The organism is Methylophilus sp. TWE2 (assembly GCF_001183865.1).
In the GTDB taxonomy this organism is placed as follows: domain Bacteria; phylum Pseudomonadota; class Gammaproteobacteria; order Burkholderiales; family Methylophilaceae; genus Methylophilus.
Window position 1 is genome coordinate 34,730 of record NZ_CP012020.1, and the last position, 22,743, is coordinate 57,472.

20 protein-coding genes are annotated in these 22,743 nt (G+C 50.8%); 14 read left to right on the plus strand and 6 right to left on the minus strand.

Annotated elements, in window-relative coordinates; genetic code table 11:
• The first annotated feature begins 4 nt into the window (after nucleotides 1–4).
• The 6 genes from ACJ67_RS00180 to ACJ67_RS00205 all read left to right on the plus strand — a co-directional run bounded on the left by ACJ67_RS00180 (nucleotide 5) and on the right by ACJ67_RS00205 (nucleotide 8,410).
• On the plus strand, nucleotides 5–1,570 hold the full coding sequence (locus ACJ67_RS00180; RefSeq protein WP_049637390.1) for a class I SAM-dependent DNA methyltransferase: 1,566 nt from the start codon (nucleotides 5–7) through the stop codon (nucleotides 1,568–1,570).
• Entirely contained in the window at nucleotides 1,560–2,834 is a 1,275-nt protein-coding gene (locus tag ACJ67_RS00185) for a restriction endonuclease subunit S (RefSeq protein ID WP_049637391.1), read from the plus strand. Before ACJ67_RS00180 ends, ACJ67_RS00185 begins: the two co-directional genes overlap by 11 nt.
• Complete coding sequence (locus ACJ67_RS00190; RefSeq protein ID WP_049637392.1) at nucleotides 2,831–3,562, plus strand: abortive infection family protein; 732 nt, start codon at nucleotides 2,831–2,833, stop codon at nucleotides 3,560–3,562. The genes ACJ67_RS00185 and ACJ67_RS00190 overlap by 4 nt, the downstream gene beginning before the upstream one ends.
• A 144-nt stretch (nucleotides 3,563–3,706) precedes the next feature.
• On the plus strand, nucleotides 3,707–4,795 hold the full coding sequence (locus ACJ67_RS00195; RefSeq protein WP_049637393.1) for a Fic family protein: 1,089 nt from the start codon (nucleotides 3,707–3,709) through the stop codon (nucleotides 4,793–4,795).
• Nucleotides 4,795–7,980: a type I restriction endonuclease subunit R gene (locus tag ACJ67_RS00200; protein ID WP_049637394.1), complete on the plus strand. Its 3,186-nt coding sequence runs from the start codon at nucleotides 4,795–4,797 to the stop codon at nucleotides 7,978–7,980. The genes ACJ67_RS00195 and ACJ67_RS00200 overlap by 1 nt, the downstream gene beginning before the upstream one ends.
• Nucleotides 7,981–8,092: 112 nt before the next feature.
• Nucleotides 8,093–8,410 carry a thioredoxin family protein gene (locus tag ACJ67_RS00205; protein WP_049637395.1) on the plus strand — a complete coding sequence of 106 codons (318 nt, stop codon included), beginning with the start codon at nucleotides 8,093–8,095 and terminating at the stop codon, nucleotides 8,408–8,410.
• Between the two features lie 8 nt (nucleotides 8,411–8,418).
• On the opposite strand, the gene ACJ67_RS00210 is transcribed toward ACJ67_RS00205, so the two are convergent.
• Complete coding sequence (locus tag ACJ67_RS00210; protein ID WP_049637396.1) at nucleotides 8,419–10,476, minus strand: GGDEF and EAL domain-containing protein; 2,058 nt, start codon at nucleotides 10,474–10,476, stop codon at nucleotides 8,419–8,421.
• A gap of 111 nt (nucleotides 10,477–10,587) precedes the next feature.
• Complete coding sequence (locus ACJ67_RS00215; RefSeq protein WP_049637397.1) at nucleotides 10,588–12,051, minus strand: PLP-dependent aminotransferase family protein; 1,464 nt, start codon at nucleotides 12,049–12,051, stop codon at nucleotides 10,588–10,590.
• A gap of 191 nt (nucleotides 12,052–12,242) precedes the next feature.
• Between ACJ67_RS00215 and ACJ67_RS00220 the strand changes: the two genes are divergently transcribed.
• From ACJ67_RS00220 to ACJ67_RS00245, 6 genes are read left to right on the plus strand one after another with little or no spacing between them, the layout of a single operon-like run.
• On the plus strand, nucleotides 12,243–13,310 hold the full coding sequence (locus ACJ67_RS00220; protein ID WP_049637398.1) for a MoxR family ATPase: 1,068 nt from the start codon (nucleotides 12,243–12,245) through the stop codon (nucleotides 13,308–13,310).
• 12 nt (nucleotides 13,311–13,322) lie between these two features.
• Nucleotides 13,323–14,240 carry a DUF58 domain-containing protein gene (locus ACJ67_RS00225; protein WP_082163872.1) on the plus strand — a complete coding sequence of 306 codons (918 nt, stop codon included), beginning with the start codon at nucleotides 13,323–13,325 and terminating at the stop codon, nucleotides 14,238–14,240.
• Nucleotides 14,241–14,270: 30 nt separating this feature from the next.
• Nucleotides 14,271–15,245: a hypothetical protein gene (locus tag ACJ67_RS00230; protein ID WP_049637399.1), complete on the plus strand. Its 975-nt coding sequence runs from the start codon at nucleotides 14,271–14,273 to the stop codon at nucleotides 15,243–15,245.
• Nucleotides 15,242–16,207: a VWA domain-containing protein gene (locus tag ACJ67_RS00235; RefSeq protein WP_049637400.1), complete on the plus strand. Its 966-nt coding sequence runs from the start codon at nucleotides 15,242–15,244 to the stop codon at nucleotides 16,205–16,207. Before ACJ67_RS00230 ends, ACJ67_RS00235 begins: the two co-directional genes overlap by 4 nt.
• Entirely contained in the window at nucleotides 16,204–16,767 is a 564-nt protein-coding gene (locus ACJ67_RS00240) for a tetratricopeptide repeat protein (protein WP_049637401.1), read from the plus strand. Before ACJ67_RS00235 ends, ACJ67_RS00240 begins: the two co-directional genes overlap by 4 nt.
• The gene (locus ACJ67_RS00245; RefSeq protein WP_049637402.1) at nucleotides 16,764–17,729 is read left to right on the plus strand and encodes a vWA domain-containing protein; all 966 of its coding nucleotides are present in this window, start codon (nucleotides 16,764–16,766) and stop codon (nucleotides 17,727–17,729) included. Before ACJ67_RS00240 ends, ACJ67_RS00245 begins: the two co-directional genes overlap by 4 nt.
• Before the next feature lie 25 nt (nucleotides 17,730–17,754).
• Here the strand turns inward: ACJ67_RS00245 and ACJ67_RS00250 are convergent, their stop codons facing one another.
• From ACJ67_RS00250 to ACJ67_RS00260, 4 genes are all read right to left on the minus strand, one after another.
• The gene (locus ACJ67_RS00250) at nucleotides 17,755–18,864 is read right to left on the minus strand and encodes a catalase family protein (protein WP_049637403.1); all 1,110 of its coding nucleotides are present in this window, start codon (nucleotides 18,862–18,864) and stop codon (nucleotides 17,755–17,757) included.
• A gap of 115 nt (nucleotides 18,865–18,979) precedes the next feature.
• Nucleotides 18,980–19,135, minus strand: a complete 156-nt coding sequence (locus ACJ67_RS14900) for a hypothetical protein (protein ID WP_018987166.1) — start codon at nucleotides 19,133–19,135, stop codon at nucleotides 18,980–18,982.
• 255 nt (nucleotides 19,136–19,390) lie between these two features.
• Nucleotides 19,391–20,017 carry an isochorismate family cysteine hydrolase YcaC gene (ycaC, locus tag ACJ67_RS00255; protein WP_018987165.1) on the minus strand — a complete coding sequence of 209 codons (627 nt, stop codon included), beginning with the start codon at nucleotides 20,015–20,017 and terminating at the stop codon, nucleotides 19,391–19,393.
• Nucleotides 20,018–20,122: 105 nt separating this feature from the next.
• Nucleotides 20,123–20,983 (minus strand): pirin family protein, encoded by an 861-nt coding sequence (locus ACJ67_RS00260; RefSeq protein WP_049637404.1) that lies wholly within the window; start codon nucleotides 20,981–20,983, stop codon nucleotides 20,123–20,125.
• Nucleotides 20,984–21,112: 129 nt separating this feature from the next.
• Between ACJ67_RS00260 and ACJ67_RS00265 the strand changes: the two genes are divergently transcribed.
• Nucleotides 21,113–22,003, plus strand: a complete 891-nt coding sequence (locus ACJ67_RS00265) for a LysR family transcriptional regulator (RefSeq protein WP_049637405.1) — start codon at nucleotides 21,113–21,115, stop codon at nucleotides 22,001–22,003.
• A 32-nt stretch (nucleotides 22,004–22,035) separates the two neighbouring features.
• On the plus strand, nucleotides 22,036–22,614 hold the full coding sequence (locus ACJ67_RS00270) for an antibiotic biosynthesis monooxygenase (RefSeq protein ID WP_049637406.1): 579 nt from the start codon (nucleotides 22,036–22,038) through the stop codon (nucleotides 22,612–22,614).
• Nucleotides 22,615–22,743 lie beyond the last annotated feature (129 nt).

Below are 22,743 nucleotides of genomic sequence, written 5' to 3' on the forward strand. Positions count from 1 at the left end.
GAAAATGGCAAAAGAAGATAACAAAAATATTAAGGGTGATCACTTAGGTTTTGAGGCTGATCTTTTCAAGACTGCCGACAAGCTGCGCGGCAATATGGAGCCTTCCGATTACAAGCACGTTGCGCTTGGGCTGATCTTCCTTAAGTACATCTCCGATGCCTTTGAGGCTAAGTACAAAGCTTTGTTAGCTGAGGATGCGCGTGCCGCGGAAGATAAAGACGAATACTTGGCAGACAATGTGTTTTGGGTGCCCAAAGAAGCGCGCTGGTCTCACCTGCAGGCCAACGCCAAGCAGCCCAGCATCGGCACTTTGATAGATGATGCAATGCGTGCCATCGAGAAAGATAACGAGTCGCTAAAGGGAGTTCTCTCTAAAGACTACGCCCGCCCAGCATTGAATAAGGTAATGCTAGGCGAGTTGATCGACCTGATCTCTGGTATTGCACTCAATGAAGAAGGCGACCGCTCCAAAGATGTCCTTGGAAGGGTGTATGAGTATTTCCTTGGGCAATTCGCTGGCGCTGAGGGTAAACGGGGCGGCGAGTTTTACACCCCGCGTTCAGTCGTGCGAGTACTGGTTGAGATGCTTGAACCATATTCCGGCCGTGTTTACGACCCCTGTTGTGGCTCGGGCGGCATGTTCGTGCAGTCAGAGAAATTCGTGCAGGAGCACGGCGGCCGCATTGGCGATATTGCAATTTACGGCCAGGAGTCAAACTACACCACCTGGCGACTGGCCAAGATGAACTTGGCCGTGCGTGGCATTGATTCTGACATCCGCTGGAACAACGAGGGCAGTTTTCATAAAGACGAACTACGCGACCTCAAAGCTGACTACATCCTCGCCAATCCGCCATTCAACATCTCTGACTGGGGCGGCGACCGCCTGCGTGAAGACGTGCGCTGGAAATTCGGCGCACCGCCAGTGGGTAATGCTAACTACGCGTGGCTTCAGCACATCTACCATCACCTCGCTCCGTTTGGCACGGCAGGCGTTGTCCTGGCTAATGGCTCAATGAGTTCCAACACCTCTGGTGAGGGAGATATCCGCCGCGAAATGATAGAAAAAGACGTGGTGGATTGTATGGTTGCACTCCCAGGTCAGCTTTTCTATTCAACGCAAATCCCTGCTTGTTTGTGGTTTCTGGCACGCGACAAATCCAATGGCCGTTCTGGTAAAGCACATCTGCGTGATCGACGTGGGCAGGTACTATTTATTGACGCCCGAAAACTGGGGGGGCTGGTGGATCGTACTCGGCGCGAACTCACTGACGAAGAAGTGCAGAGGATCGCTAACACTTACCACGCCTGGCGGGGTGAGAAAGATGCAGGGGAATACGCTGACGTGGCGGGTTTCTGCAAATCGGCCACGTTGGATGATATTCGTAAGCACGGCCACGTGCTGACACCAGGCCGCTACGTGGGTGCCGCTGAGCAAGCCGAGGACGGTGAACCCTTCAATGAGAGGATGCAGCGACTTACCAAGCTGTGGCTCGAGCAGCGGGCAGAAGCTACCAGGTTGGATATGGAGATCGATGCCAATCTGAAGGGACTTGGATATGGGAAATGAGTGGTCAATAGTCCGTATTGAAGACATTGCAGAAAAGATAGCGATGGGTCCATTCGGCTCCAATATTAAAGTCGAAACCTTCGTAGACACGGGGGTTCCAGTTATCAGTGGATCCCATCTACGCGGCGTTCGCTTGGAAGACGGTGATTTCAACTTCGTTACTAATGAGCACGCCGAAAAAATGAAAAATTCGAACGTGCAACGTGGAGATGTCATCTTCACCCATGCTGGCAACATTGGTCAGGTTGCCTACATTCCACCAAATTCGCAATATGATCGATATGTAATTTCCCAACGGCAGTTCTATCTGCGTTGCGATTTGAATAAGGCTGATCCAGCCTTCATTTCCTATTTTTTTCATAGCAACGAAGGTCAGCACAAGCTACTCGCCAATGCGTCTCAGACTGGAGTTCCATCAATTGCGCGGCCATCTTCCTATTTGAAGACGATCGAGCTATCGCTACCGCCAATGGCACAACAGCGTGCCATCGCTCACATTCTTGGTAGGCTGGACGACAAGATCGAACTTAACCGCAAGCAGAATGAAACGCTGGAGGCGATAGCAAGTGCCTTGTTCAAGGCGTGGTTTGTGGACTTTGAACCGGTGCGTGCAAAGATGGAAGGTCGCTGGCAACGTGGCCAATCGTTACCTGGCTTGCCTGCGCATCTTTACGACCTCTTTCCTGATCGTCTTGCCGAATCGGAGTTGGGGGAAATTCCGGAGGGATGGGAAATCGGACGAGTGTCTGATTTCTTGAGTCTTGCTTATGGCAAATCATTGCCTGCCGGGAGTCGGAATCCCGGAGTTGTTCCAGTTTATGGATCTGGTGGAGTCACGGGTTATCACGACACTTCGCTTCTTGATGTTGAAACCGTTATCGTCGGTCGAAAGGGAACAGTGGGAAGTCTTTATTGGGAGCCATTGCCTTGCTTCCCAATTGATACTGTTTTCTATGTGCAGCCCTTGGTGCCATTGCCATTCTGCTACCACTTGCTTGAGTCACTCCCGCTAAGTGACATGAACACTGATGCAGCTGTTCCCGGCTTGAATCGTGAGAATGTATATCGTCTCGAAGTCGTTGCGCCGCCTCAACCGCTGATCAAAGAATTTTCGGACTTGGCAAGAAAGTTTAGAGATCAGATTTTCAGGTTACATGCTGAAACGCGCATCCTTGCTCAGTTGCGCGACACACTGTTACCTAAACTACTTTCCGGCGAACTTCGCGTTCTAGACCCTGAGCGCATTATTGGAGCATTAATATGATCCTGGATTGGTGCCCTGGCATTCGCGAGGCATGCGGTCATTGGCGCGATGCGCCTATGTTGCAGCAGACCTTCGAGGCGATGGAGCGCAATCTAGAGCAGAACAACGACGCGTGCATCGACTGTGCCAAGACTGTTGTTGAGGTTATCTGTCGTGTGGTGGTAGAAAGTTTTCATACGCAGCAAAACCCACTAAAACCCACGCAAGAGACACCTTCGCTCTCAGACTGGTTGACGGCCGCAATTCGTGCGCTCAAATTAGGCGATGTTCGTGATGACCGGTTCAAAAGGCTAGTATCCAGTCATCACAAGTTAGCCGATGCACTGAACGACCTTCGCAATAAAGCAGGCCCCGCTAGTCATGGCAAAGATCCGTATCTAGCTCGTTTGGCGGAACATCACCGACGCAGTGCGGTTTTGGCAGCCGATGCCATTGTAGCCTTTCTGCATCAGGCCTATCTGGATACGCAACTTGACCCGAGCAGCTCTCGCGAGCCATGGGAGCGGTTTGCTAAAGACAATGCGCTGATCGATGCACATGTACGATTGGAAGTAGATGCCGAGGAAGGTGACTCTCCAACTTTGCGTTTTCTACTTCCAAGCGGTGATGAGTTGCCTATCAATATTGAAGTGAGCCGTTTGCTCTATCAACTAGATCGGGACGCTTATGTCGAGGCATTGAACGCTACACGTGGATTACCAGCTCCGGCTGCAGATGCCGTTGAATAATAAGATAGGTTGTAATAGTGTTTTGTCGCAATGGGGTGACTTAACCTGATGATGGCCTAAACATGCATAAAAATTTCTGTTTTTTGAACATATTGCAGTTATCATGTTAAAAATATCTAATTTTATTAACACGATGAGTGAGTCATGTTAACGCCGAGCTATATCATTCCCCCTCTGCCGCCAGTCGGTGTGGATTTTGATGCCCCTGTGTTGCTGAAAGCATTGGCATTGGCTCACCGCCATTTGGCGGAATTGAAAGGCTGCGCCAAGAGTATCCCCAATCAGGGCATCCTGGTCAGCACGCTGGCATTGCAAGAAGCTAAGGCGAGCTCGGAAATTGAAAGCTATGTGACTACGCAGGATGAGCTGTTTCAGGCGGATTTGCAGTTGGCAGCAGGGATATCAATAGCAGCTAAAGAAGTTTCGCGTTACCGTGAAGCCTTGATGTTGGGCTACGAGCAGATGCGTGAACAACAGGGGTTGTTGACCAATGGTTTGCTAATTAGCTTGTTTCAGATGCTGAAAAATAGCGCAGAGGAATTTCGTCAAACACCGGGCACGGTACTTAAAAACGACAAAACGGGTAAGACGGTGTTTGTACCACCGCAAGACGCGGTGGAGATTTTGCAGCATATGCATGCGCTGGAACACTTTATCAATACGGCTGAGGATGGGCTGGATGATTTGTTGAAGATGGCAGTGATTCATCATCAGTTTGAGAGCATTCACCCATTTAGTGATGGCAACGGGCGTATTGGGCGGATAGTGAGTGTACTTTATCTGAGTAAAACGGGGCTGCTAGAGGCGCCTGTGCTGTATCTTTCGCGCTTTATCAATCAGCATAAGACGGATTATTACCGTCTGCTGCAGGCTGTGCGTGATCAAGGTGATTGGCAAGCATGGCTATTGTTTATGTTGCAGGCCGTGGCTGAAACGGCACAGACTACCGTGGTGCTGGTTGAGGGAATGCGTGAGTTGATGGCGGAAACCAAGCAGCGTTTACGGCAGGAGTTGCCCAAACTCTATTCTCAGGATTTGCTTAACAACTTGTTTCGGCACCCTTATACGCGTATTGAGTTTGTACAGCGTGACCTCGGCATCACCCGCCAGACAGCCGCTAAATATTTGAAGCAGCTCGCGGCTAAAGGCATCGTGCAGGAGTTTGCGCAAGGCAAGCATATGTATTTTATTAATACACCACTGGTGCGATTGCTCACTGAAGGGGAGCGCTAATGGCATTTTTATCCGAAGCGCAAGTGGAGCAAGCACTACTGGATCAATTGCGGGCACTTGGTTACAACATTGCGTGCGAAGAAGACATTGGCCCAGACGGCAAGCAGCCGGAGCGAGAAAGTCACAATGAGGTGATACTCAAACAGCGGTTTGAGGACGCTGTAGCGAGGTTGAACCCGAGTTTGCCAGCTGAGGCGCAAAACGATGCGTTGCGGCGAGTGATGCAATCTGAACTGCCATCGCTGCTTGAAGAAAACCGCCGCATCCATAAGCTGATAACGGAGGGTGTAGACGTTGAGTACTACGCGAACGATGGTACGCTGACGGCGGGCAAAGTTACTCTGATTGATTTTGAGCACCCAGAGCATAACGATTGGCTAGTGGTGAGCCAGTTTGTGGTGATTAACGGCCAAAGCAATCGTCGACCCGATGTAGTGATCTTCGTCAATGGCTTGCCTTTAGGCGTAATAGAACTCAAGGCGCCGGGAAGTGCAGGGGCGCATCTCTTGGGTGCGTTTAACCAACTGCAGACCTACAAGCAGCAGATTCCGGCGTTGTTTAATACCAATGCACTTTTGGTGACCTCAGATGGCATTGCGGCACGGGTTGGGTCGCTCTCAGCAGACCTAGAACGCTTTATGCCTTGGCGTACCACCGACGGTACGGATGTTGCGCCTAAAGGTGCGCCAGAACTCTCGACATTGATTGAAGGCGTATTCGAGCGGCGCCGCTTACTGGCTTTGATACGCGATTTCACTGTGTTTGGTGAAACGGGTTCTGGGTTGGTCAAAATCATTGCAGGGTACCATCAATTTCATGCAGTACGGCATGCGGTTGCTTCGACGATTCGAGCTTCAGCTTGTGTACAGGGCGCAGCGCAAGATCCAGCGGATTATGGTTTGCCGAGTGTGAAGACACAGAGCCAAGGTGACAAGCGTGCGGGAGTTATCTGGCATACGCAAGGGTCGGGCAAAAGTTTCTTGATGGCGTTTTATGCAGGGCAACTGGTGCGGCATCCGGCCATGGCAAACCCAACACTGGTAGTGCTAACTGACCGCAATGATCTTGATGACCAGCTATTTGCCACTTTTTCGATGTGCCGTGACCTGATCCGGCAGACGCCGATACAGGCCGAAAGCCGTGACGATTTGCAGAAGGTGTTAAACCGGGCCTCTGGCGGTGTTATTTTTACGACGTTGCAGAAGTTTGGCGAGGTGACAGAGCCGCTCACCACAAGACGCAACGTGGTCGTCATCGCGGATGAAGCGCATCGAAGTCAGTATGGCTTTAAAGCCAAGGTGGACGCCAAGACCGGCGAAATTTCGTACGGCTTTGCCAAGTACATGCGCGACGCCTTGCCAAATGCATCATTTATCGGTTTTACTGGCACGCCGATTGAAGCGGACGATGTGAATACACCATTAGTATTCGGTAATTACATCGATGTTTACGACATTAGCCGTGCGGTGGAAGACGGTGCAACCGTGCCGATCTACTACGAATCGCGGCTGGCGCGGATTGAGCTTGATGAAGACGAGAAGCCAAAAATAGATGCTGAGGTGGAGTATCTCACCGAAGAAGATTCCGAGGCCGACCAAGAGCGCTTGAAGAAGAAGGGGTCTACGATTGAAGCCCTGGTTGGCAGCGATAAAAGACTGGCATTGGTCGCCAAAGACATGGTTGCTCACTTTGAAGATCGGGTAGCTGCGTTAGATGGTAAGGCCATGGTGGTGTGTATGAGCCGCCGCATTTGCGTGAGGTTGTACGAAGAAATTATGAAACTACGCCCCGATTGGCATAGCGATGATGACAATGCAGGCGCAATCAAGATTGTAATGACAGGGGCGGCGAGCGATCCTAAAGAATTGCAACAGCATATCGGCAATAAGGCTAGACGTGATTTATTGGCCAAGCGTGCACGCGATCCGCAAGACCCACTCAAGCTTGTGATCGTGCGGGATATGTGGCTCACCGGTTTTGACGCACCTTGCATGCATACGATGTACGTGGATAAGCCGATGCAAGGGCACGGCCTGATGCAGGCGATTGCACGCGTGAACCGCGTGTTTCGAGACAAGCCAGCGGGGCTGATTGTTGACTACATTGGCATTGCACAAAATTTGAAGTCTGCCCTACAGCAGTATTCTAAAAACGATCAGGAAAACACTGGCATTGATGAAGCTGAAGCCATTGCAGTGATGCTGGAGAAATATGAAGTTGTGAGGGATATGTTCCACGGCTACAACTATGCCTCTGCGATGAATGGCACACCACAAGAGCGTCTGGTGATGATGGCTGGGGCGATTGAGTGGATTCTCGACCTGCAGCAGAAGCTGGCGGCGAAAGAGAAAACGAATGAAGGCAAAAAAAATGCGCATCGTCGATACCAAGATGCCGTACTAGCATTGTCCAAAGCATTTGCTTTGGCATCAGCCTCTGATGAAGCACGTGATATCCGAGAGGAAGTTGGCTTCTTTCAGGCGATTCGTGCCGCGTTGGTGAAGAGCAATACAGGATCGGGTGTCACCCAGCAGGAGCGCGAACTGGCAATTCAGCAGATTGTCAGTCGTGCCGTAGTTTCGACCGAGATCGTGGATATTCTGGCCGCCGCTGGTATCAAGAGCCCGGATATCTCGATTCTTTCGGATGAGTTTCTGGTTGAAGTACAGCAGATGGAGCGCAAGAACCTTGCATTGGAAGCCTTGCGTAAGTTAATCAATGACGGCATTCGATCACGTAGCAAAGCTAACGTGGTGCAAACCAAGGCATTTTCGGAACGGTTGGAAGATGCTGTAGCACGCTATCATGCGAATGCGATCACCACTGCCGAGGTATTGCAAGAGTTGATTCAACTGGCCAAAGATATACGTGCAGCCCGTCAGCGTGGTGAGGAATCGGGACTATCTGATGAAGAAATTGCTTTTTATGATGCCCTGGCAGAAAACAATAGCGCTTTAGAGGTGATGGGCGACGATAAACTAAAACTGATCGCACACGAGTTGTTAGTAAGTCTTCGCGAAAATGTCACCGTGGACTGGGCACATAGGGATTCCGCTCGGGCGCGTATGCGAGTATTGGTAAAGCGTATTCTGCGTAAGTATGGCTACCCACCTGATCTGCAGGATGCTGCTGTGCAAACGGTCCTACAGCAAGCTGAAGCTTTGTCGTCAGGATGGAAGTTTTAATCACAGGAATTACTCACTTCCACGTACCAAAAGACAGTGCGGTTGTCTCAGTACCTTTGAGTTGTCAAGGAATCCTTGATAACTCAAAGGGAGAAAGAGTTAAAGGTACGCTATGGAAAATCAAGAACCCACCCGCGAAGAGATTAACAGTCTAACAGGCGCCACCGTTTTAGAGTTTGGCGCCAACTGGTGTGGTTACTGCCAAGCTGCACAATCAGCCATCCACGCTGAACTTACCCTTTTCCCAAATATCCGCCATATTAAAATTGAGGATGGCAAAGGCCGCCGGTTAGGGCGGTCGTTTCACGTGAAACTATGGCCGACGCTCATTTTTATGAAAGAGGGCGTTGAGCTTAAGCGCTTGGTGAGGGAGATTGATGCGGAGGAGTTGAGGTTAGGGCTTGCGTTAATTACCGCCGAGGCGTCTTAAGTGCCTTTTTAAACGGCATCTTTCCACGAGGCTTGCATGTCAATGTCATCAAAGGGTTTGGGTTTACTAAAAAAATAACCTTGTACCACTTTGCAGTCGCAACCTTTTAAATACTTGGCTTGTTCAGCCGTTTCTACGCCTTCTGCCACCAGTTCTTTACCCAGGCTTTTTGCCATGGAGATAATGGCCTGCACAATGAGTTTGTGGTCGTTGTTGTCTGCAATGCCTTGCACAAACGATTGGTCAATTTTGATCTCACTCACCGGGAATTTGTTTAAATAACTTAAGGCGGAATAGCCGGTGCCAAAGTCGTCTAGCGAGATTCTAAAGCCCAGGCTATCGAGGGCTTTTAGGGTTTTGCGGATGTGCGCGCTGTCACTTAAGAGTAGGCTTTCAGTGATCTCTAAAGTGATCCATGCTGGGTTGCAGTGGGTTTTTTTTAACAGGTGCCGGATGGAGTTGAGCAGGTTGTTATGGATAAACTGGCGGCTAGATAAGTTGATGGCGACGGTGATGGGGTCTGTGCGGCCGGTGTTCCACCTGACGGCATCTTTAAAGGCGGTTTGCATGATCCACTCACCGATCTCAATAATGAATCCTGAATCTTCTGCAATGCCGATAAACCGATTGGGCGGAATCATTTCGTTGTGATTGCGGTGCCACCTTAACAGGGCTTCTACGCCGACGATTTTGTCAGTCTCTAAATTCACCTGCGGCTGATAGTGCAGCAAAAACTCGTCGTTTTGGAGTGCGGTGCGTAGTGAGCGCTCAATGTCTATGCGCTCAATGGTGGTTTGCGAGAGATCGGGGGAGTAAAACTGGTAGTTGCTTCTGCCTAGTTTTTTGGCCTTGTACATGGCGATATCGGAGTACTTCACAATATCGCTGGCATCGCTGCTATGGTCTGGGCAGATCACGATGCCTATGCTGGCCGAAATAAACAGTTCAGTGCCACGGATCAGGATGGGTTGCTTGATGGACTCAAGCACTTTTTTCGCAACCAGCCCGGCATTTTTCGGGTCTTGCACGTCTGAGAGCACGATGGCGAACTCATCGCCGCCCAGGCGGGCAACGGTATCGGTCGGTCTCACTGAACGCTCAATCCGCCTGGCCATTTCATAAAGCAGCAGGTCACCTTCAGCATGGCCGAGCAAATCATTCACGGCTTTAAAGCCATCCAGGTCCAGCATCAAAAATGCAAATGAGGACGCTGCGCGCTGCGTTTTTTTAATGCAGTGATCTAGTACTTCGAGCAATGAAATACGGTTGGGTAGGCGGGTGATGGAGTCAAAATAAGCCAGGTGATGAATGCGGTCCAGGTTTTCATAGGACTGCGTCATATCTTGCCCGATGGCGATGACAGCAATGACTTCGTTGATGGCATTAAATTCGGGCGTCAGCACCGTATCCATGATTTTGTGTTTGCCATGTTGGGTGGTCAGCCGGAAGGCAACATGCTGGTTTTGGCCGCTTTGAAATACCTCGCGTATACTTTTTTCCAGCGATTTGGCAGAGGCCCCACCAGGATATTGCGAAGGGGATTTGCCGATTAGGGTGGCCGAATCTACTTCATAAAACAGGGAGTTGGCTTTGTTGAGAAAGATACGCTCACAGTCGCGATTGTATTTGGCAATGCAATTGGAAGAGTTTTCTACGATGGATTTGTATTCGTTTTCTTTTTGGATATTTTCCGTCACATCCCTGGCGTAACCCAGCGAGCCGACCACTTTGCCATCTACCACCACGGCTGATTTATAAGACTCTATCCAGTAATACTCGCCATCTGCGTTTTTAATGGGCACAGTGACGGCACTAGGCGTGGTGCTAGCCATGGCTTTTTGATCGCCATCGACATATTCCTGGGCTAAATCGGGCGGGAAAAAATCAAAATCGGTTTTGCCTATCAGCTCGGCACTGGATTTGACGCCTACCATGTTGGCATAGGCAGTATTCGCCACCAGGATGCGGCTGTCCTCATCCTTGAGCCAGACCATGAATGGAAAGTTATCAATCAGGGTCTGGATATATTGATCGCTCTCAATAGGTTGATTTTTAATTTTTTTCATAAAAGGTATGAATAGCTGATGATTTTTATCGTCCCGGTATAAATATATTCCTTAAATTGTTTTCGGTCATATTTAACTTTTCTTAAATAGAATGGCAGTTTGCAACCATCTTTATCGCTGGGTAAAGCAGGCTTTTAACCCCAGAACGCCTTTCTCCAGTTCTGCCGTGGTCAGGCTGCCAAATCCTAGCCGGATGGCATGCACACTTTGCTGTGATTCTGAAAAGAGTGTGCCGGGCAAAATGCGCACTTTGTGGGCCAGTGCCTGGGCCGCTATCGTTTCAACCTGGTAGCCCTCCTTTAAACGTAGCCAGATGGCGAGTCCGCCATCTGGGGCATCAAAGGTCACGTACTCTTTGAGTTCCTTTTTAATCAACGCAATCAGCAGGTTTCGGCGTTCGTTGTAAATCTTGAAGGTTTTGCGGATATGGCGTTTGATTTCGCCAGCGTTCATGAGCTCGGCGACGGCAAGTTCGGTGATGGAGTTACCTTGCCGGTCTATGAGCATGACCTCCTGTGCGCAGCGGTCTATCAGGCTGGGTGTGGCAACCAGGTAACCGACACGCAATCCAGGGGCGAGCACTTTAGAGAGCGAGCCGACATAGATGACGCGGCCACCGTGGTTGGTGCTCGCCAGGGGGAATACCGGGTGATACGAAAAATGAAATTCGTGGTCGTAGTCGTCTTCTACAATGGTGAAGTCGTATTGCTCAGCCAGCATCAGGAGCTTTAAGCGCCGCTCGGCGGTCATGATCACGGTGGTGGGGAACTGGTGGTGCGGGGTGACATAAATAGCGCGGATCGGGTGTTGCTGGCATAGTTTTTCCAGTGCAGTGACATCGATACCGTGTTTGTCCTGCCCCACGGTGAGGATGTTGGCACCGCAGGAGCGGAAGGCTTCTTTGGCAGCGGGATAGCTCAGTTGTTCTACCACCACATTGTCATTGGGCCGGGTGAGGATACGCGCGGCCAGGAAGATGCCCATCTGGCTACCGCGTGCGATGCAGATTTGGTCGATATCCACACTCAGGCCTCTCTCCATATTGAGCATGGTGGCAATCGATTGCCGTAATGCCAACGTGCCACGCGGATCACCATAGCCAAGGTTGTTGCCTTTGCTGGAGCCAATCAGCGCATGCCGGAATGCACGCGACAAAATGTTGAACGGGATCAGCCGTGAATCAGGAATACCATCATTGAAATCAATCACACCATTGCGGGGTGACTGATAGTTGAGGAGCGGATGCGTGGGGCCTTCCACCACATTGGCAGGCTGATGACCGGTTTTGCTTGCTTGCGGTTGTGCAGTGAAATTGGGCAGGTTGGCTGAAACAAATGAGCCACGTCTTTGCTCGGTGACCAGCCAGCCTTGGGCGATCAGTTCATCGTAGGCGAGGATGACGGTTTTGCGGTTGACCTTAAGTTGTTCCGCCAGCTCGCGTGTACCCGGCATGGCGGTAGACGGGGCCAATCTGCCTTTCTGAATTTCTTCCATGATTTGCTGGGCGATTTGCAGGTAGACCGGCAAGCCAGAGGCTTCGGCAATGGTTAATTGCAGACTCCAAGAACGTAGCATTTTCCTCTCCTTTTTTTGTGCCAGCAAACGCAACAACGGGAAAAATTCCCTTTATTTTGTTGGCAATCTGGATTAGCAAACAATCACTATATCGCATAAATGACTGGACCAGTAAGGTTCTCTAAACTGGAGGATTGTGGACCTGTAACACTCTGTTACATTTTTGAAACATTTTATTAAAGGAAAGATTCATGTCCACTACCTCTGATATTCGATTGGCATTAGATAACCAACTGACAGACTGGCGTCAGCATGCGTTGAACCTTGAAAAACAAGTGAACCAAGTGATTGTGGGACAAAGCAAAGCCGTCAGATTAATGAATATTGCGATTTTTGCCCGTGGTCATGTATTGCTGGATGGGGGCGTGGGGGTGGGTAAAACTACTTTGCTGCAATCAATTGCCCGTGGCATAGGCGGGGCGTATGAGCGGATTGAGGGCACGGTGGATTTGATGCCGAATGACCTGATTTACCACACGTTTCTAGGGCCGGATGGCAGGCCGCAAATTGATGAAGGACCGTTGTTGCGTGCGGGTGAAAATTTATCCGTCTTCTTTTTTAATGAAATCAACCGCGCCAGGCCGCAGGTACACGCCCTGATGTTGCGCGTGATGGCGGAGCGGCATATCAGTGCGTTTAAAAAAGAATACCGCATGCCGCACATGATTGTGTTTGCTGACCGCAACCAGGTGGAGAAAAACGAAACCTTTGAGATTCCTTCTGCAGCGCGTGACCGGTTCATGATGGAGATCCCGATTGAGATTCCTTCAGATCGCGAGCTGAAAAAGTCACTGGTGTTCAATACCAAATTCCAGCATGCGGAAAAACTGACGCAGCAGGTGGAAAGCAATATTCTGCAATTTGACCAGTTGAATGCGTTTTCCGACCGTTTGCAAAACTATATCCAGTCCAGCGACGTGCTTGAAGAGTACACCATGGATTTGTGGGATGCGACCCAGCATCCGGAGAAGTTTGGCGTGACCATGGACAGTGTAGATGTCAGCCGTGTGATCCAGACCGGCGCCAGTCCGCGCGGCATGGGCATGCTGATGAAAGCGGCACGCGTGAATGCCTGGTTGAATGGCCGCGACAGTTTGTATCCTGAGGATATCCATGCTGTGTTTCATGAGGTGATTTCACATCGCCTGGTATTTAACGCCGCTTACGAAAATCGCCGGACCGCGCTGGCCAGAGAGTTGACCAACAACATTATCCGTACGGTGGCCGTGCCTAGCTTGTCATTTAGCAAAGCAGCTTAAAAGCAGGTCATCATGCGATCAACACTCAAACATGCCTGGAATAAAGCCGGGCAGACAGTGCCGGGGCATCACGATGAGGGCGAATATGCGCGACCCTTCGAATATGTCATTGGCTGGAAATCTGACAGCATCCAGCTCGGTGATCATCCCGGCACACAGCGCGGTATCGGCTCCGATTACCGTGGCACCATCAACCTGGTGGATTACCCGGATGCCAGGCGCATGGATTTACGGCAGACGATACGTGACCCGTTTGAACAGGTGCAGGTGCGGCAGTTTAACCAGGACAGCACGACGCCGATTTATGCCGTGTGTGATTTATCAGGCTCTATGCAGTTCACGGGGCAGCAGCGCAAGCTGGATACGGCAATAGAAATCGCCACGGCGGTGGCGAACTCGGCTTACCAGGCCGGAGATCTGTTCGGCTTTATTGGCTATCACCAGCAGGTGATTGAAGATTTTACCTTGCCTCTCAGCCGCAGTTTTCACCAGAGCAAACAGACTATCGCCTTGCTGCATACCTATCAATCGCAGCGCATGGGCATGGACGGCGTCACCGACATGCCTAATTTCTTGGGACAGACGCGCGCGCTAGTGTTCTGGATTTCAGATTTTCATATGCCATTGCCTGTGATTGAGAAAACACTGCTGGCCATGTCTGCGCACAAAGTGGTGCCTATCGTGCTGTGGGACGATGAGGAATATAAAAAGCTGCCCAAGTTTGGCTTTGGCACCATGATAGACCTGGAAACCGGGCGTAACCGGACGCTGTTTTTCCGTGGTGAAGTAAAGGCCAAATTCCTGGCGGCATTTAATGCGCGCAGAGAGGCATTGGAGGCGTTGTTTTTGCGTTTTGATAGTCCGGCGTTGTTTATGCATGGCGATTACCGGCCCGAGCTGATGACGCAGTATTTTGAACAAACGATGTGAGTGAAGTTTACCTAAGCGAGAGTGACAAGCATGCGTAATCAAATTTCAAACAAGCTATTGGCCAAGGCAATGCAGCGCCTGCTATGGGTGGCAGTCATGGTGCTGACGGTGAATGCTGCGATGGCGGCAACGGCTGAGAAGCAAGCAACGGCAACACCAACCATCCGGGTATTCAATCCTGCCACAAATAATCATGTGCATATCGGCGATGTATTGCAGCGGACCGTGGTGTTACAGGTGCCAGTGGCGTATCAGTTTTCAGACCAAACGTTGCCCAAAAAAGGGAGCAAGCATGACGGGATAGAGTTGGTGAATGTTGCGGTGCAATCCGAAGCGGAATCTGACCATACACAATACACCCTGCAACTCAGTTACCAGGTGTTTGCGGCAAGCATGACACCGGCCGTGATGCAGTTACCCACTGAAAAACTCGTATTCACCAGTAAAACTCCGCCGGTTTCAACCCGTGTAGAAGTGCCTGCCTGGGGTTTCTGGTTTTCACCACTGGTGACTGGCGGTAGCGTGACAGCCAAGAAACATATGTTGCCGGAAGTGCGTACGCCGTTGATTGAGCATAAGGCACACCAACAAAGGCTGGTCGTGTTTCTCGCTTTGCTGGGTGGCAGTTTATTGGCCCTGTTATACATCAATGCAGATGGTCACTGGATGCCGTTTATGGGCGGCGCCTTTGCCCGTGCGCACCGACAGCTCAAGCGGCTGGCAAGATCATCCACACCAAAAACGGCAGTGGAGGAGAAAAAGGCCTTGGTGTATTTGCATCAAGCATTTAACCAGCATTACGGCGCCAATATTTTTGCGAGGGATGTGCAAGCATTTGTCACATTGCGCCCTGGCTTTAAAAGCCTGCAACAGGAAATCACCCAGTTTTTTGAAGCCTCTAATCAATCGTTGTATGACGTGAAAACACGCGATAGCCGCCAGGTGATTGCGCAACTGGTGCAGCTCAGCAAGCGTTTGCGTGATTGTGAGCGGGGTGTGGCATGATTATTTTACATCCATGGGCATTTGCCCTGTTGCCCATCGCGTTGCTGCCTTTCTGGTTAAAAGGACATCAGGGTCAGCATTACAGCTGGCTGGAGCTGATGCCGGAGGACCTGTTTTCGGATCGGCTCAACCTGGCAGTTAAAGTGGTGATGTCGTTGTTACTGCTGAGTATCGTGATTGCATTAGCCGCACCTAGGGGAGCGGATGAGCAAGTACCGCGTGTGGGCAAGGGCGCACAAACCGTGATGGTGATAGACCGCAGCGTGAGTATGGATCACCCGTTCGCGGGAGATGCTTCCGGCCATGTGGCGGAAATCAAGTCTGCCGCGGCACGCCGGATTATTACGCAGTTTATTGATTCGCGTCCGAACGACATGATGGGGGTGGTGGGATTTACCAACTCGGCGTTGTATGGCATCAAAATCACGACCAACCGTGATGCCATCCATGCCGCGATTTTGGCCGCCACCAGCCCCTCGCTCAACCAGACCAATATCGGCGCAGGCCTCACCGAGGCGGTCGGTCTGTTCGATAACATTGAGAACTCCGGCTCACGCGCGCTAATCCTGCTGTCTGACGGTGCAGGCAAATTAAGCCCGCGCGTGAAGTATTTGCTGAGCGAGCGCCTGAAAAGCCGCAAGCTGAGTATTTACTGGATCATGTTACGCGAACCGGGCGAGCCGAGTATTTTTTCCAAAGACGAATATGACGAGGACCGCACGCCTAACTCCATTGTGCTGCATAAGTATTTCCAGTCATTGGGCCTGAAGTATAAAGCGTATGAAGCGGATGATCCGGAAACCTTGCAGTCGGCGATTAATGACATCGATTCGCGGGAAAAAAAGGCCATTAAATATCGCGAGACCATTGCCGGCTATGACTATTCCAAGGTGTTTATGGTGTCTGCGCTGGTGTTGGTGTTGTTGATGCTGGTGATTAAAAATCTGAGGGTGTATGAATGAAAAACCATTTAACGCGCAAAAACCAGGTGTTGGGGTTGATGCTGATTGTCGGCGTGCTCGGCAGTGTCTATGAGGGTTATCAGGTCAGTCATGTTGCGACTGCCAACCGTGTCTTGCAGGCTGGCGAAGTATTAGAAGGCGACCCGTTTCCTTTCCACCAGAAATTTGCTGATGCTTACCAGCAAGGTAAAACAGGCAACTACAAACATGCCATCCAGAATTTTGGCCAATTGCTGGAAGCCCCCAAACAACAGGATTCCGCGGTATTTGAACCAGGCCAGGCATTGAAATCGCAGATTCATTTTAATATCGGCAATCAGTTGTTCCGTTCCGGTTTGCAGCGCCTGGTTGAAGCCGATGGCGCCATTCAGGAGCAAGCCAAATTTGATTACTTGCAGGCGCGGGCGGCCTATGAGCAGGCTCTCAAACTGGATCCTCACAACCAGACGGCCAAGTTCAATTTGAGTTTACTGCATGGGGTGATTCCCAAACATATCAAAACGGTGCCACAGGATCCTTCCGGCATGGAAATCAGCAATTTGCCACAGGGGTTGCCATGAAGCGTTTATTTTCACTGCTGAAAGAGCACTACGAGACTACCCTGTTGCTGGGTGCGGCCGTCTTTTTGTTGTTGGCCTTAGTCAAGCCGGAGATTCAGCTCAAACAGGAAGTGCATAACTATTTATTGCTGGCAGATATTTCGCAGAGCATGAATGCGGAGGATATGCACATTGCCGATAAACCCGTGACCCGCCTGGCCTACACACAGCATTTGATGCGGCAAGTTGTCAAAACATCGCCCTGCGGTACTTATGTGAGTGTGGGCGTATTTGCGGCGGAAAATGTGGCTCTGCTATTTATGCCACTGGAAGTATGCGCTAACTTTGACATTATTAACGACAGTATTAACCACCTCGAATGGCGCATGGCCTGGAGTGGTAACAGCCGCATGACGTTTGGCGTTAAAGCTGCCGAGGCGACGTTTGATTACCTGAATATTCCGGCACAAATGCTGTTTTTTACCGATGGTGACGAAGCGCCCAAAGCCAATGGCATTAATAAACTGGATATCAGCGATGTGCGCATAGGCAAACATGTCATTTTTGTCGGCGTGGGCGGCAAGGAGCCTGCACCGATCAAACGCTTTAATGCCAACAATCATTTTGTCGGCTATTGGGGGACGGATGCGGCGGCAGAAAGTGCGGGCGGAGGTGTTAACTACAGTGATGCCAGCAAAGATGATCCTGATCCGCCGGTGGCTTATGCAGAGTTTGACCGTTATTTATCCAGCCAGGATGTGGAGCATCTAAAAGAGATGGCCACGGAAATCAAAGGCCAGTATATCGAAGGCATAGATCAACCGTCATTTTATGCGTTTGTGCAATCGCAAACGCCCGCCGCCAAGTTTGTGACCAGCTATTCGGTCAAATGGATATTCCTGAGCCTGGCAGCATTGATGGTCATTGCGACTTACCTTCCTGATCTATGGGGATATCGCCTGCATCTGCGCCGTGCCACATAGTCATATGGTGGGAATGATTTGTGGTTTAACACAAATCATCCAGGCTAGTCGGTTCGCAGATGCGGGTCTCTTCTTTTTCTGCCCGCATTTTTTTAGCCATTTCATAGCTCATTTTCCGGAGCCGCATCACGGATCCCAGTGGGCGGTGGGAGGTAATCCCATGCCAGGGTGAAAACAGCATGCCTTCATCCACCACATGCGAGCGATAGGGGCTCCAGGCAATTTGTGGCTTGGCAGTAATGCGTGCAACCGGCACATAGGGCGAGCTCTCTTCTGACCAGATCACGGTGGAGTCTTCAATCGGCATTTTGTGAATGTCTGTGCAGAGTTGTACGCGCATTTCCCAAACGGCAGTCCGCGACACAAAGAAATCGACAATCGATTTTCTGAGCCCGTCTGAGGCAAACAGGTCTATGGGTTTATTGGTGAGGGCAATCAGCTCTGGCGCAATGGGCACAAAGGCAATTTTGGCCATGTAATTGCCATACATAATCGGGTCCTGGCTAAAGTAGGTTTCACCGAGGATATTGGTCTCCTGGGCTTGGTGCAGGTTTTTGATCAGTATTTGCTGACCACTGCGCAGGGAATCTATCAATTTGGCAGTGGAGCGGAATATTTGCGATAAAAAGTGGCGGAACTCTGTGCTGGTCTCTGGTGTGCAAGCGATATGCTTGAGGTTGGAAAGGAACACTTGTACGCTGGAGGACATAAAGCTGGCGCCATTCACAAATAAAAAGTCCTGGGTGATGGCTTCTTCGCTACCGGGGAGTCTTTCGCCCTCTACACCGAGCACCTTAATGGCCAGGCTGCGAGGGGTACAGGTCTTGTCGTGCAGGATATCACCCGGCACGGTGGAAAAACGCATGACCAACGGCAGAGTTTTTGGCTTGGCAAAAATGCCTTGGGCAAACGGGGCGGGCAGGTTATCGTAAATTTCCATTTCGGCAGAAATCAGGCCATGACTCTTCACATGCACGCTGCGTGCACTATAGGTTGACTGCCCATAACTGATTTCTGAGATTTTACGTAAGGTGTATTGCAGGTTATCGCGACTCTGCGTTTCGCTCTCTTCCAGCACCTCAAACCCGGGTTGGTATTTGAGGGGGGAAATTCCGATATGACTAGTCTGTTCCATGACAACCCCCACTTGTTTGAACCAGTTTGCCGGTCACTTATTGCAATGATTAAGTTCGCAAACCTGGGTAATTCTTTATTGAAAATTTGGTCACGTGTTTGTTGGGCCTATGCGTTCAAGTGTCTTTGGTTTCGCCGGCCTTTTTGCGTTGCTTGTTGACGATGCGGGCCGCCACTTCTTCTTCGCGGCCGGGGTAGCGGTGCTCTTTTTTAAACTCGGTTTTGAGTTTGTCGTATTCGTGTTCGCGCTTGGGGCTGGATCCTCTAGGCATTTGCATACTCCTTCTGAGTTGAGTACAAACGGCAGCCGTTAAGGCTGCCGTGTTTGTCTTGTTGTGAAGTTCAATTCGAAAATATTTCGACATGAACTTACAAACGCGACAATTGCAGATTACGCTGATAGACCTGAATACTTAATAAGCAGAAATCCTATTGTGATGTAGGAAACGCTTTATGAACAAATGCTTGCAATCGATACATTTAGACAAAAGTATTGTTAAAAGATTCACGCCATTGCAAGTTTTTTGCTATTTAGCTTGCAGGGCATTAAAAGCAGTCATCAGGTTGCGGTAATCTGGAATATGGTTGGCGCATAAAGTGCCTAAACCTTCGATATCACGGCGCCAGTCCCGATGCAGCTCACAGGCCACGCCAAACCAGCTCATGAGTTGCGCACCCGCAGACGACATACGGTCCCAGGCAGCATCGCGGGTGATTTCGTTAAAAGTGCCTGAGGCGTCGGTCACCACAAAGACTTCAAAGCCTTCTTCAATCGCTGCGAGTGCAGGGAAGGCGACGCAGACTTCTGTCACTACGCCAGCGATAATCAGTTGCTTTTTACCGGTGGCCTTGATGGCTTTGACAAAGTCTTCATTATCCCAGGCGTTGATCTGTCCGGGGCGGGCGATGTAAGGTGCATCAGGGAACAAGGCTTTGAGTTCCGGCATCAGCGGGCCGTTAGGGCCGGTTTCAAAACTGGTGGTCAAAATGGTAGGCAGGTTAAAAAACTTGGCAGCATCGGCCAGGGCGAGTACGTTGTTTTTGAAACGGTCTGGCTCGATATCCCGTACCAGCGAGAGCAGTCCAGCCTGATGGTCTACCAGCAATACTACTGCATTGTCACGGTCCAGGCGTACGTAGGGTTTGTTGTTCATGATCAATATCCTCTCAAAGATAAATGTAGTTGTTTGGAGATCACGGCAGCCAGCGGACTGCAAAGTGCTGACGCCGTGTTTCCTGTTTTAATAAAGTTGCTCAATTTAAGCGGTGGCAAAACGGCCCTGGTTGTAGTCATTAATGGCCTGGTCAATTTCTTGCCAGCTATTCATGACAAACGGTCCATGACCCACCACCGGTTCATTCAACGGTTCACCGTTCAGTAACAACAGCACGGTGTCTTGCTGCGCCTGCAATACCAGTTCGTTGCCTTCGCGTTGCATCACGGCCAGCTCGGCAGGGCGGATGGTATGTACTTCACCGGTTTTTACCGCGCCATGCAGGACAAAAATGGCAGTGGTGTGACCTTCCGGCAAGGTGAAGGTGGTGCGTGTGCCGGCATTGAGGCGCACATCCCACACATTCATGGGGCTGAAGGTGCTGGCCGGGCCTTGTTGGCCTGCATATTCCCCGGCAATCACGCGTACCTTGCCTGCTTCATCGGGCAAAGCGACTTCAGGAATCTGGTCACGGCTGATGCCTTGGTAACCAGGCTTGGTCATTTTGTCCTTAGCCGGCAGGTTGACCCATAACTGGATCATTTCAAACGGGCCACCGGTGCGTGCATAGTCATCGCCATGGTATTCCTCATGGATAATGCCGGAACCGGCTGTCATCCACTGCACCTCGCCCGGGCCGATAGTGCCACCGGCATTGGTCGAATCGTGGTGTGATACCTGGCCGTCATAGACAATGGTCACGGTTTCAAAACCACGGTGCGGGTGCTGGCCGACACCACGGCGTTGAGTCGTGGGTTCAAAGCTGGCTGGGCCGGCGTAGTCCATGAGCAGGAATGGTGAAATCTGTTCGGCGATATCACGGTATGAAAAAATGCTCTGTACCGGAAATCCGTCACCCACCCAGTGATTACCATTACTACGTTTGATAAAAGACAGTTTTTTCATGGTGTTTCCTTTCAAAAATTTTGTTGAATCGTTGTTTGTGATTGCATGGTTCACACTATAAACAGATGACTTTTAATACACTAGATGGTTAAATGTGAAATAACTTTTCAATTAAATGAACAATAGGCCATGGACTTTAACGAAGCCGCGGTATTTGTGAGAGTGGTACAGGCGGGCAGCTTTAGCGCTGCAGCCCGGCAACTAGGGTTGCCCACTTCGACTATCAGCACACGGGTGGCCCGATTAGAAAAGCGGCTGGGAGTGACCTTGCTGCAACGGACGACGCGCAAGCTCAACCTGACCGAGGCGGGCACGCTGTATTTTGAGCATGCCTCTACCGGTCTGGGGTATTTGCTGGAGGCTGAGGCCGCACTGGATGAAGCGCGCCAGCAGCCGCAAGGCGTGTTGAAGGTGACGGCACCGGCCGACCTGGGCGATGCCCTGCTTGGCGGCCTGATCGCACAGACGCAGCAGGCATATCCGGCATTGTCATTTGAGCTGATGTTGACTGAACGGTATGTAGACTTGGTGGCGGAAGGCGTGGATGTGGCGATACGTACGGGCGAACTGCGAGATTCTAGTCTGATTGCCAAATCACTGGGCACCATACAATGGGCATTGTTTGCCAGCCCGCAATACCTGCATGAGGCTGGCGCAATTGCGTCGCCAACAGACCTGGGTCAACATCAATGTGTGCAGTTCACACCCATGGGCCGTCATCATTGGGATTTGCAACGAGGCACCACGGCGATCCGCGTGCCTTTGGCGGCACGTACGCTGGTCAATAGTATAGGCGTCGTGCGGGCCATGGCCGAAAGTGGGCAGGGGGTGGCTTTGTTACCGACTTTTATCTGCCAGCCGAGTGTGCTGGCGGGCGGCTTACAGAGAGTATTGCCTGAGTGGCGTGGGCAGGCAGATGCGCTGCACCTGGTTTACCCGAAACAGCGCTTTATGCCGCCCAAATTACGTGGTTTTATTGACTTGGCAGTGACTAGTTTAAAGCCACTATTCATTTCCTAAACAACACATATATTCAGGTATGGAGCCTTAGCATGACAAACAATGCCTCTTTAGTCCCGGAAACCAAAGGTGCCAGCGTGGTGATTACGCATCATGTGAATCCGGCATTGCAGGCCGAATATGAAACCTGGTTACAGGAGATCGGGCCGGTATGCCGGTCATCGGCAGGCCTGCTGGACTGGCATATTATCCGGCCGATTGCCGGGTATACCGATACCTACTCGGTCATGATTCGCTATGAAACCGAACGCCACCTCACGCAATGGCTGGATTCCCCTGAACGGCAAGCGCTGATTGCCAAGGCTACCCATTTGCTCGTCGGACAGGAGGAATATCAGGTCAGCACTGGCCTCGACTTCCTGTTTATGCAGCCCGATGCGGCGCCTGCCAAACCGCCCGTGCGCTGGAAGCAGTTTCTGCTGACCTGGTCGGCAATTTTCCCACTGGTGAGCGTGGTGCCATTGCTGGTGGTGCCTGTACTTGATGCGGCTGGCCTCCCGCAAAGCCACGTCGTACATACCTTCTTTATCACGGCTGTGGTAGTCGCACTCATGGTGTATGTGGTGATGCCCCGTTATGTCAAGCTCGTACGGCACTGGCTGCACCGCTGACATTTCTTAGAGTTTTTTTGCGATGTTTGGATGAAAAACGCTGCCCGGAATAGTGTTTTTTTCTACGTTTGAGCGCATGATAGCTGCATAGATTAAAGTCTATGCCTGAATGACCCGTTGTTGACCTAT

Excerpts from the sequence above, each read along its gene's own strand:
- ACJ67_RS00220 (WP_049637398.1), top strand. The coding sequence starts at position 12,243 with ATGTCCACTACCTCTGATATTCGATTGGCATTAGATAACCAACTGACA.
- ACJ67_RS00190 (WP_049637392.1), top strand. The coding sequence starts at position 2,831 with ATGATCCTGGATTGGTGCCCTGGCATTCGCGAGGCATGCGGTCATTGG.
- ACJ67_RS00210 (WP_049637396.1), bottom strand. The coding sequence starts at position 10,476 with ATGAAAAAAATTAAAAATCAACCTATTGAGAGCGATCAATATATCCAG.
- ACJ67_RS00250 (WP_049637403.1), bottom strand. The coding sequence starts at position 18,864 with ATGGAACAGACTAGTCATATCGGAATTTCCCCCCTCAAATACCAACCC.
- ACJ67_RS00230 (WP_049637399.1), top strand. The coding sequence starts at position 14,271 with ATGCGTAATCAAATTTCAAACAAGCTATTGGCCAAGGCAATGCAGCGC.
- ACJ67_RS00185 (WP_049637391.1), top strand. The coding sequence starts at position 1,560 with ATGGGAAATGAGTGGTCAATAGTCCGTATTGAAGACATTGCAGAAAAG.
- ACJ67_RS00235 (WP_049637400.1), top strand. The coding sequence starts at position 15,242 with ATGATTATTTTACATCCATGGGCATTTGCCCTGTTGCCCATCGCGTTG.
- ACJ67_RS00215 (WP_049637397.1), bottom strand. The coding sequence starts at position 12,051 with ATGCTACGTTCTTGGAGTCTGCAATTAACCATTGCCGAAGCCTCTGGC.
- ACJ67_RS00265 (WP_049637405.1), top strand. The coding sequence starts at position 21,113 with ATGGACTTTAACGAAGCCGCGGTATTTGTGAGAGTGGTACAGGCGGGC.
- ycaC (WP_018987165.1), bottom strand. The coding sequence starts at position 20,017 with ATGAACAACAAACCCTACGTACGCCTGGACCGTGACAATGCAGTAGTA.
- ACJ67_RS00205 (WP_049637395.1), top strand. The coding sequence starts at position 8,093 with ATGGAAAATCAAGAACCCACCCGCGAAGAGATTAACAGTCTAACAGGC.
- ACJ67_RS00195 (WP_049637393.1), top strand. The coding sequence starts at position 3,707 with ATGTTAACGCCGAGCTATATCATTCCCCCTCTGCCGCCAGTCGGTGTG.
- ACJ67_RS00225 (WP_082163872.1), top strand. The coding sequence starts at position 13,323 with ATGCGATCAACACTCAAACATGCCTGGAATAAAGCCGGGCAGACAGTG.
- ACJ67_RS00260 (WP_049637404.1), bottom strand. The coding sequence starts at position 20,983 with ATGAAAAAACTGTCTTTTATCAAACGTAGTAATGGTAATCACTGGGTG.
- ACJ67_RS00245 (WP_049637402.1), top strand. The coding sequence starts at position 16,764 with ATGAAGCGTTTATTTTCACTGCTGAAAGAGCACTACGAGACTACCCTG.
- ACJ67_RS00270 (WP_049637406.1), top strand. The coding sequence starts at position 22,036 with ATGACAAACAATGCCTCTTTAGTCCCGGAAACCAAAGGTGCCAGCGTG.
- ACJ67_RS14900 (WP_018987166.1), bottom strand. The coding sequence starts at position 19,135 with ATGCCTAGAGGATCCAGCCCCAAGCGCGAACACGAATACGACAAACTC.
- ACJ67_RS00240 (WP_049637401.1), top strand. The coding sequence starts at position 16,204 with ATGAAAAACCATTTAACGCGCAAAAACCAGGTGTTGGGGTTGATGCTG.
- ACJ67_RS00200 (WP_049637394.1), top strand. The coding sequence starts at position 4,795 with ATGGCATTTTTATCCGAAGCGCAAGTGGAGCAAGCACTACTGGATCAA.
- ACJ67_RS00180 (WP_049637390.1), top strand. The coding sequence starts at position 5 with ATGGCAAAAGAAGATAACAAAAATATTAAGGGTGATCACTTAGGTTTT.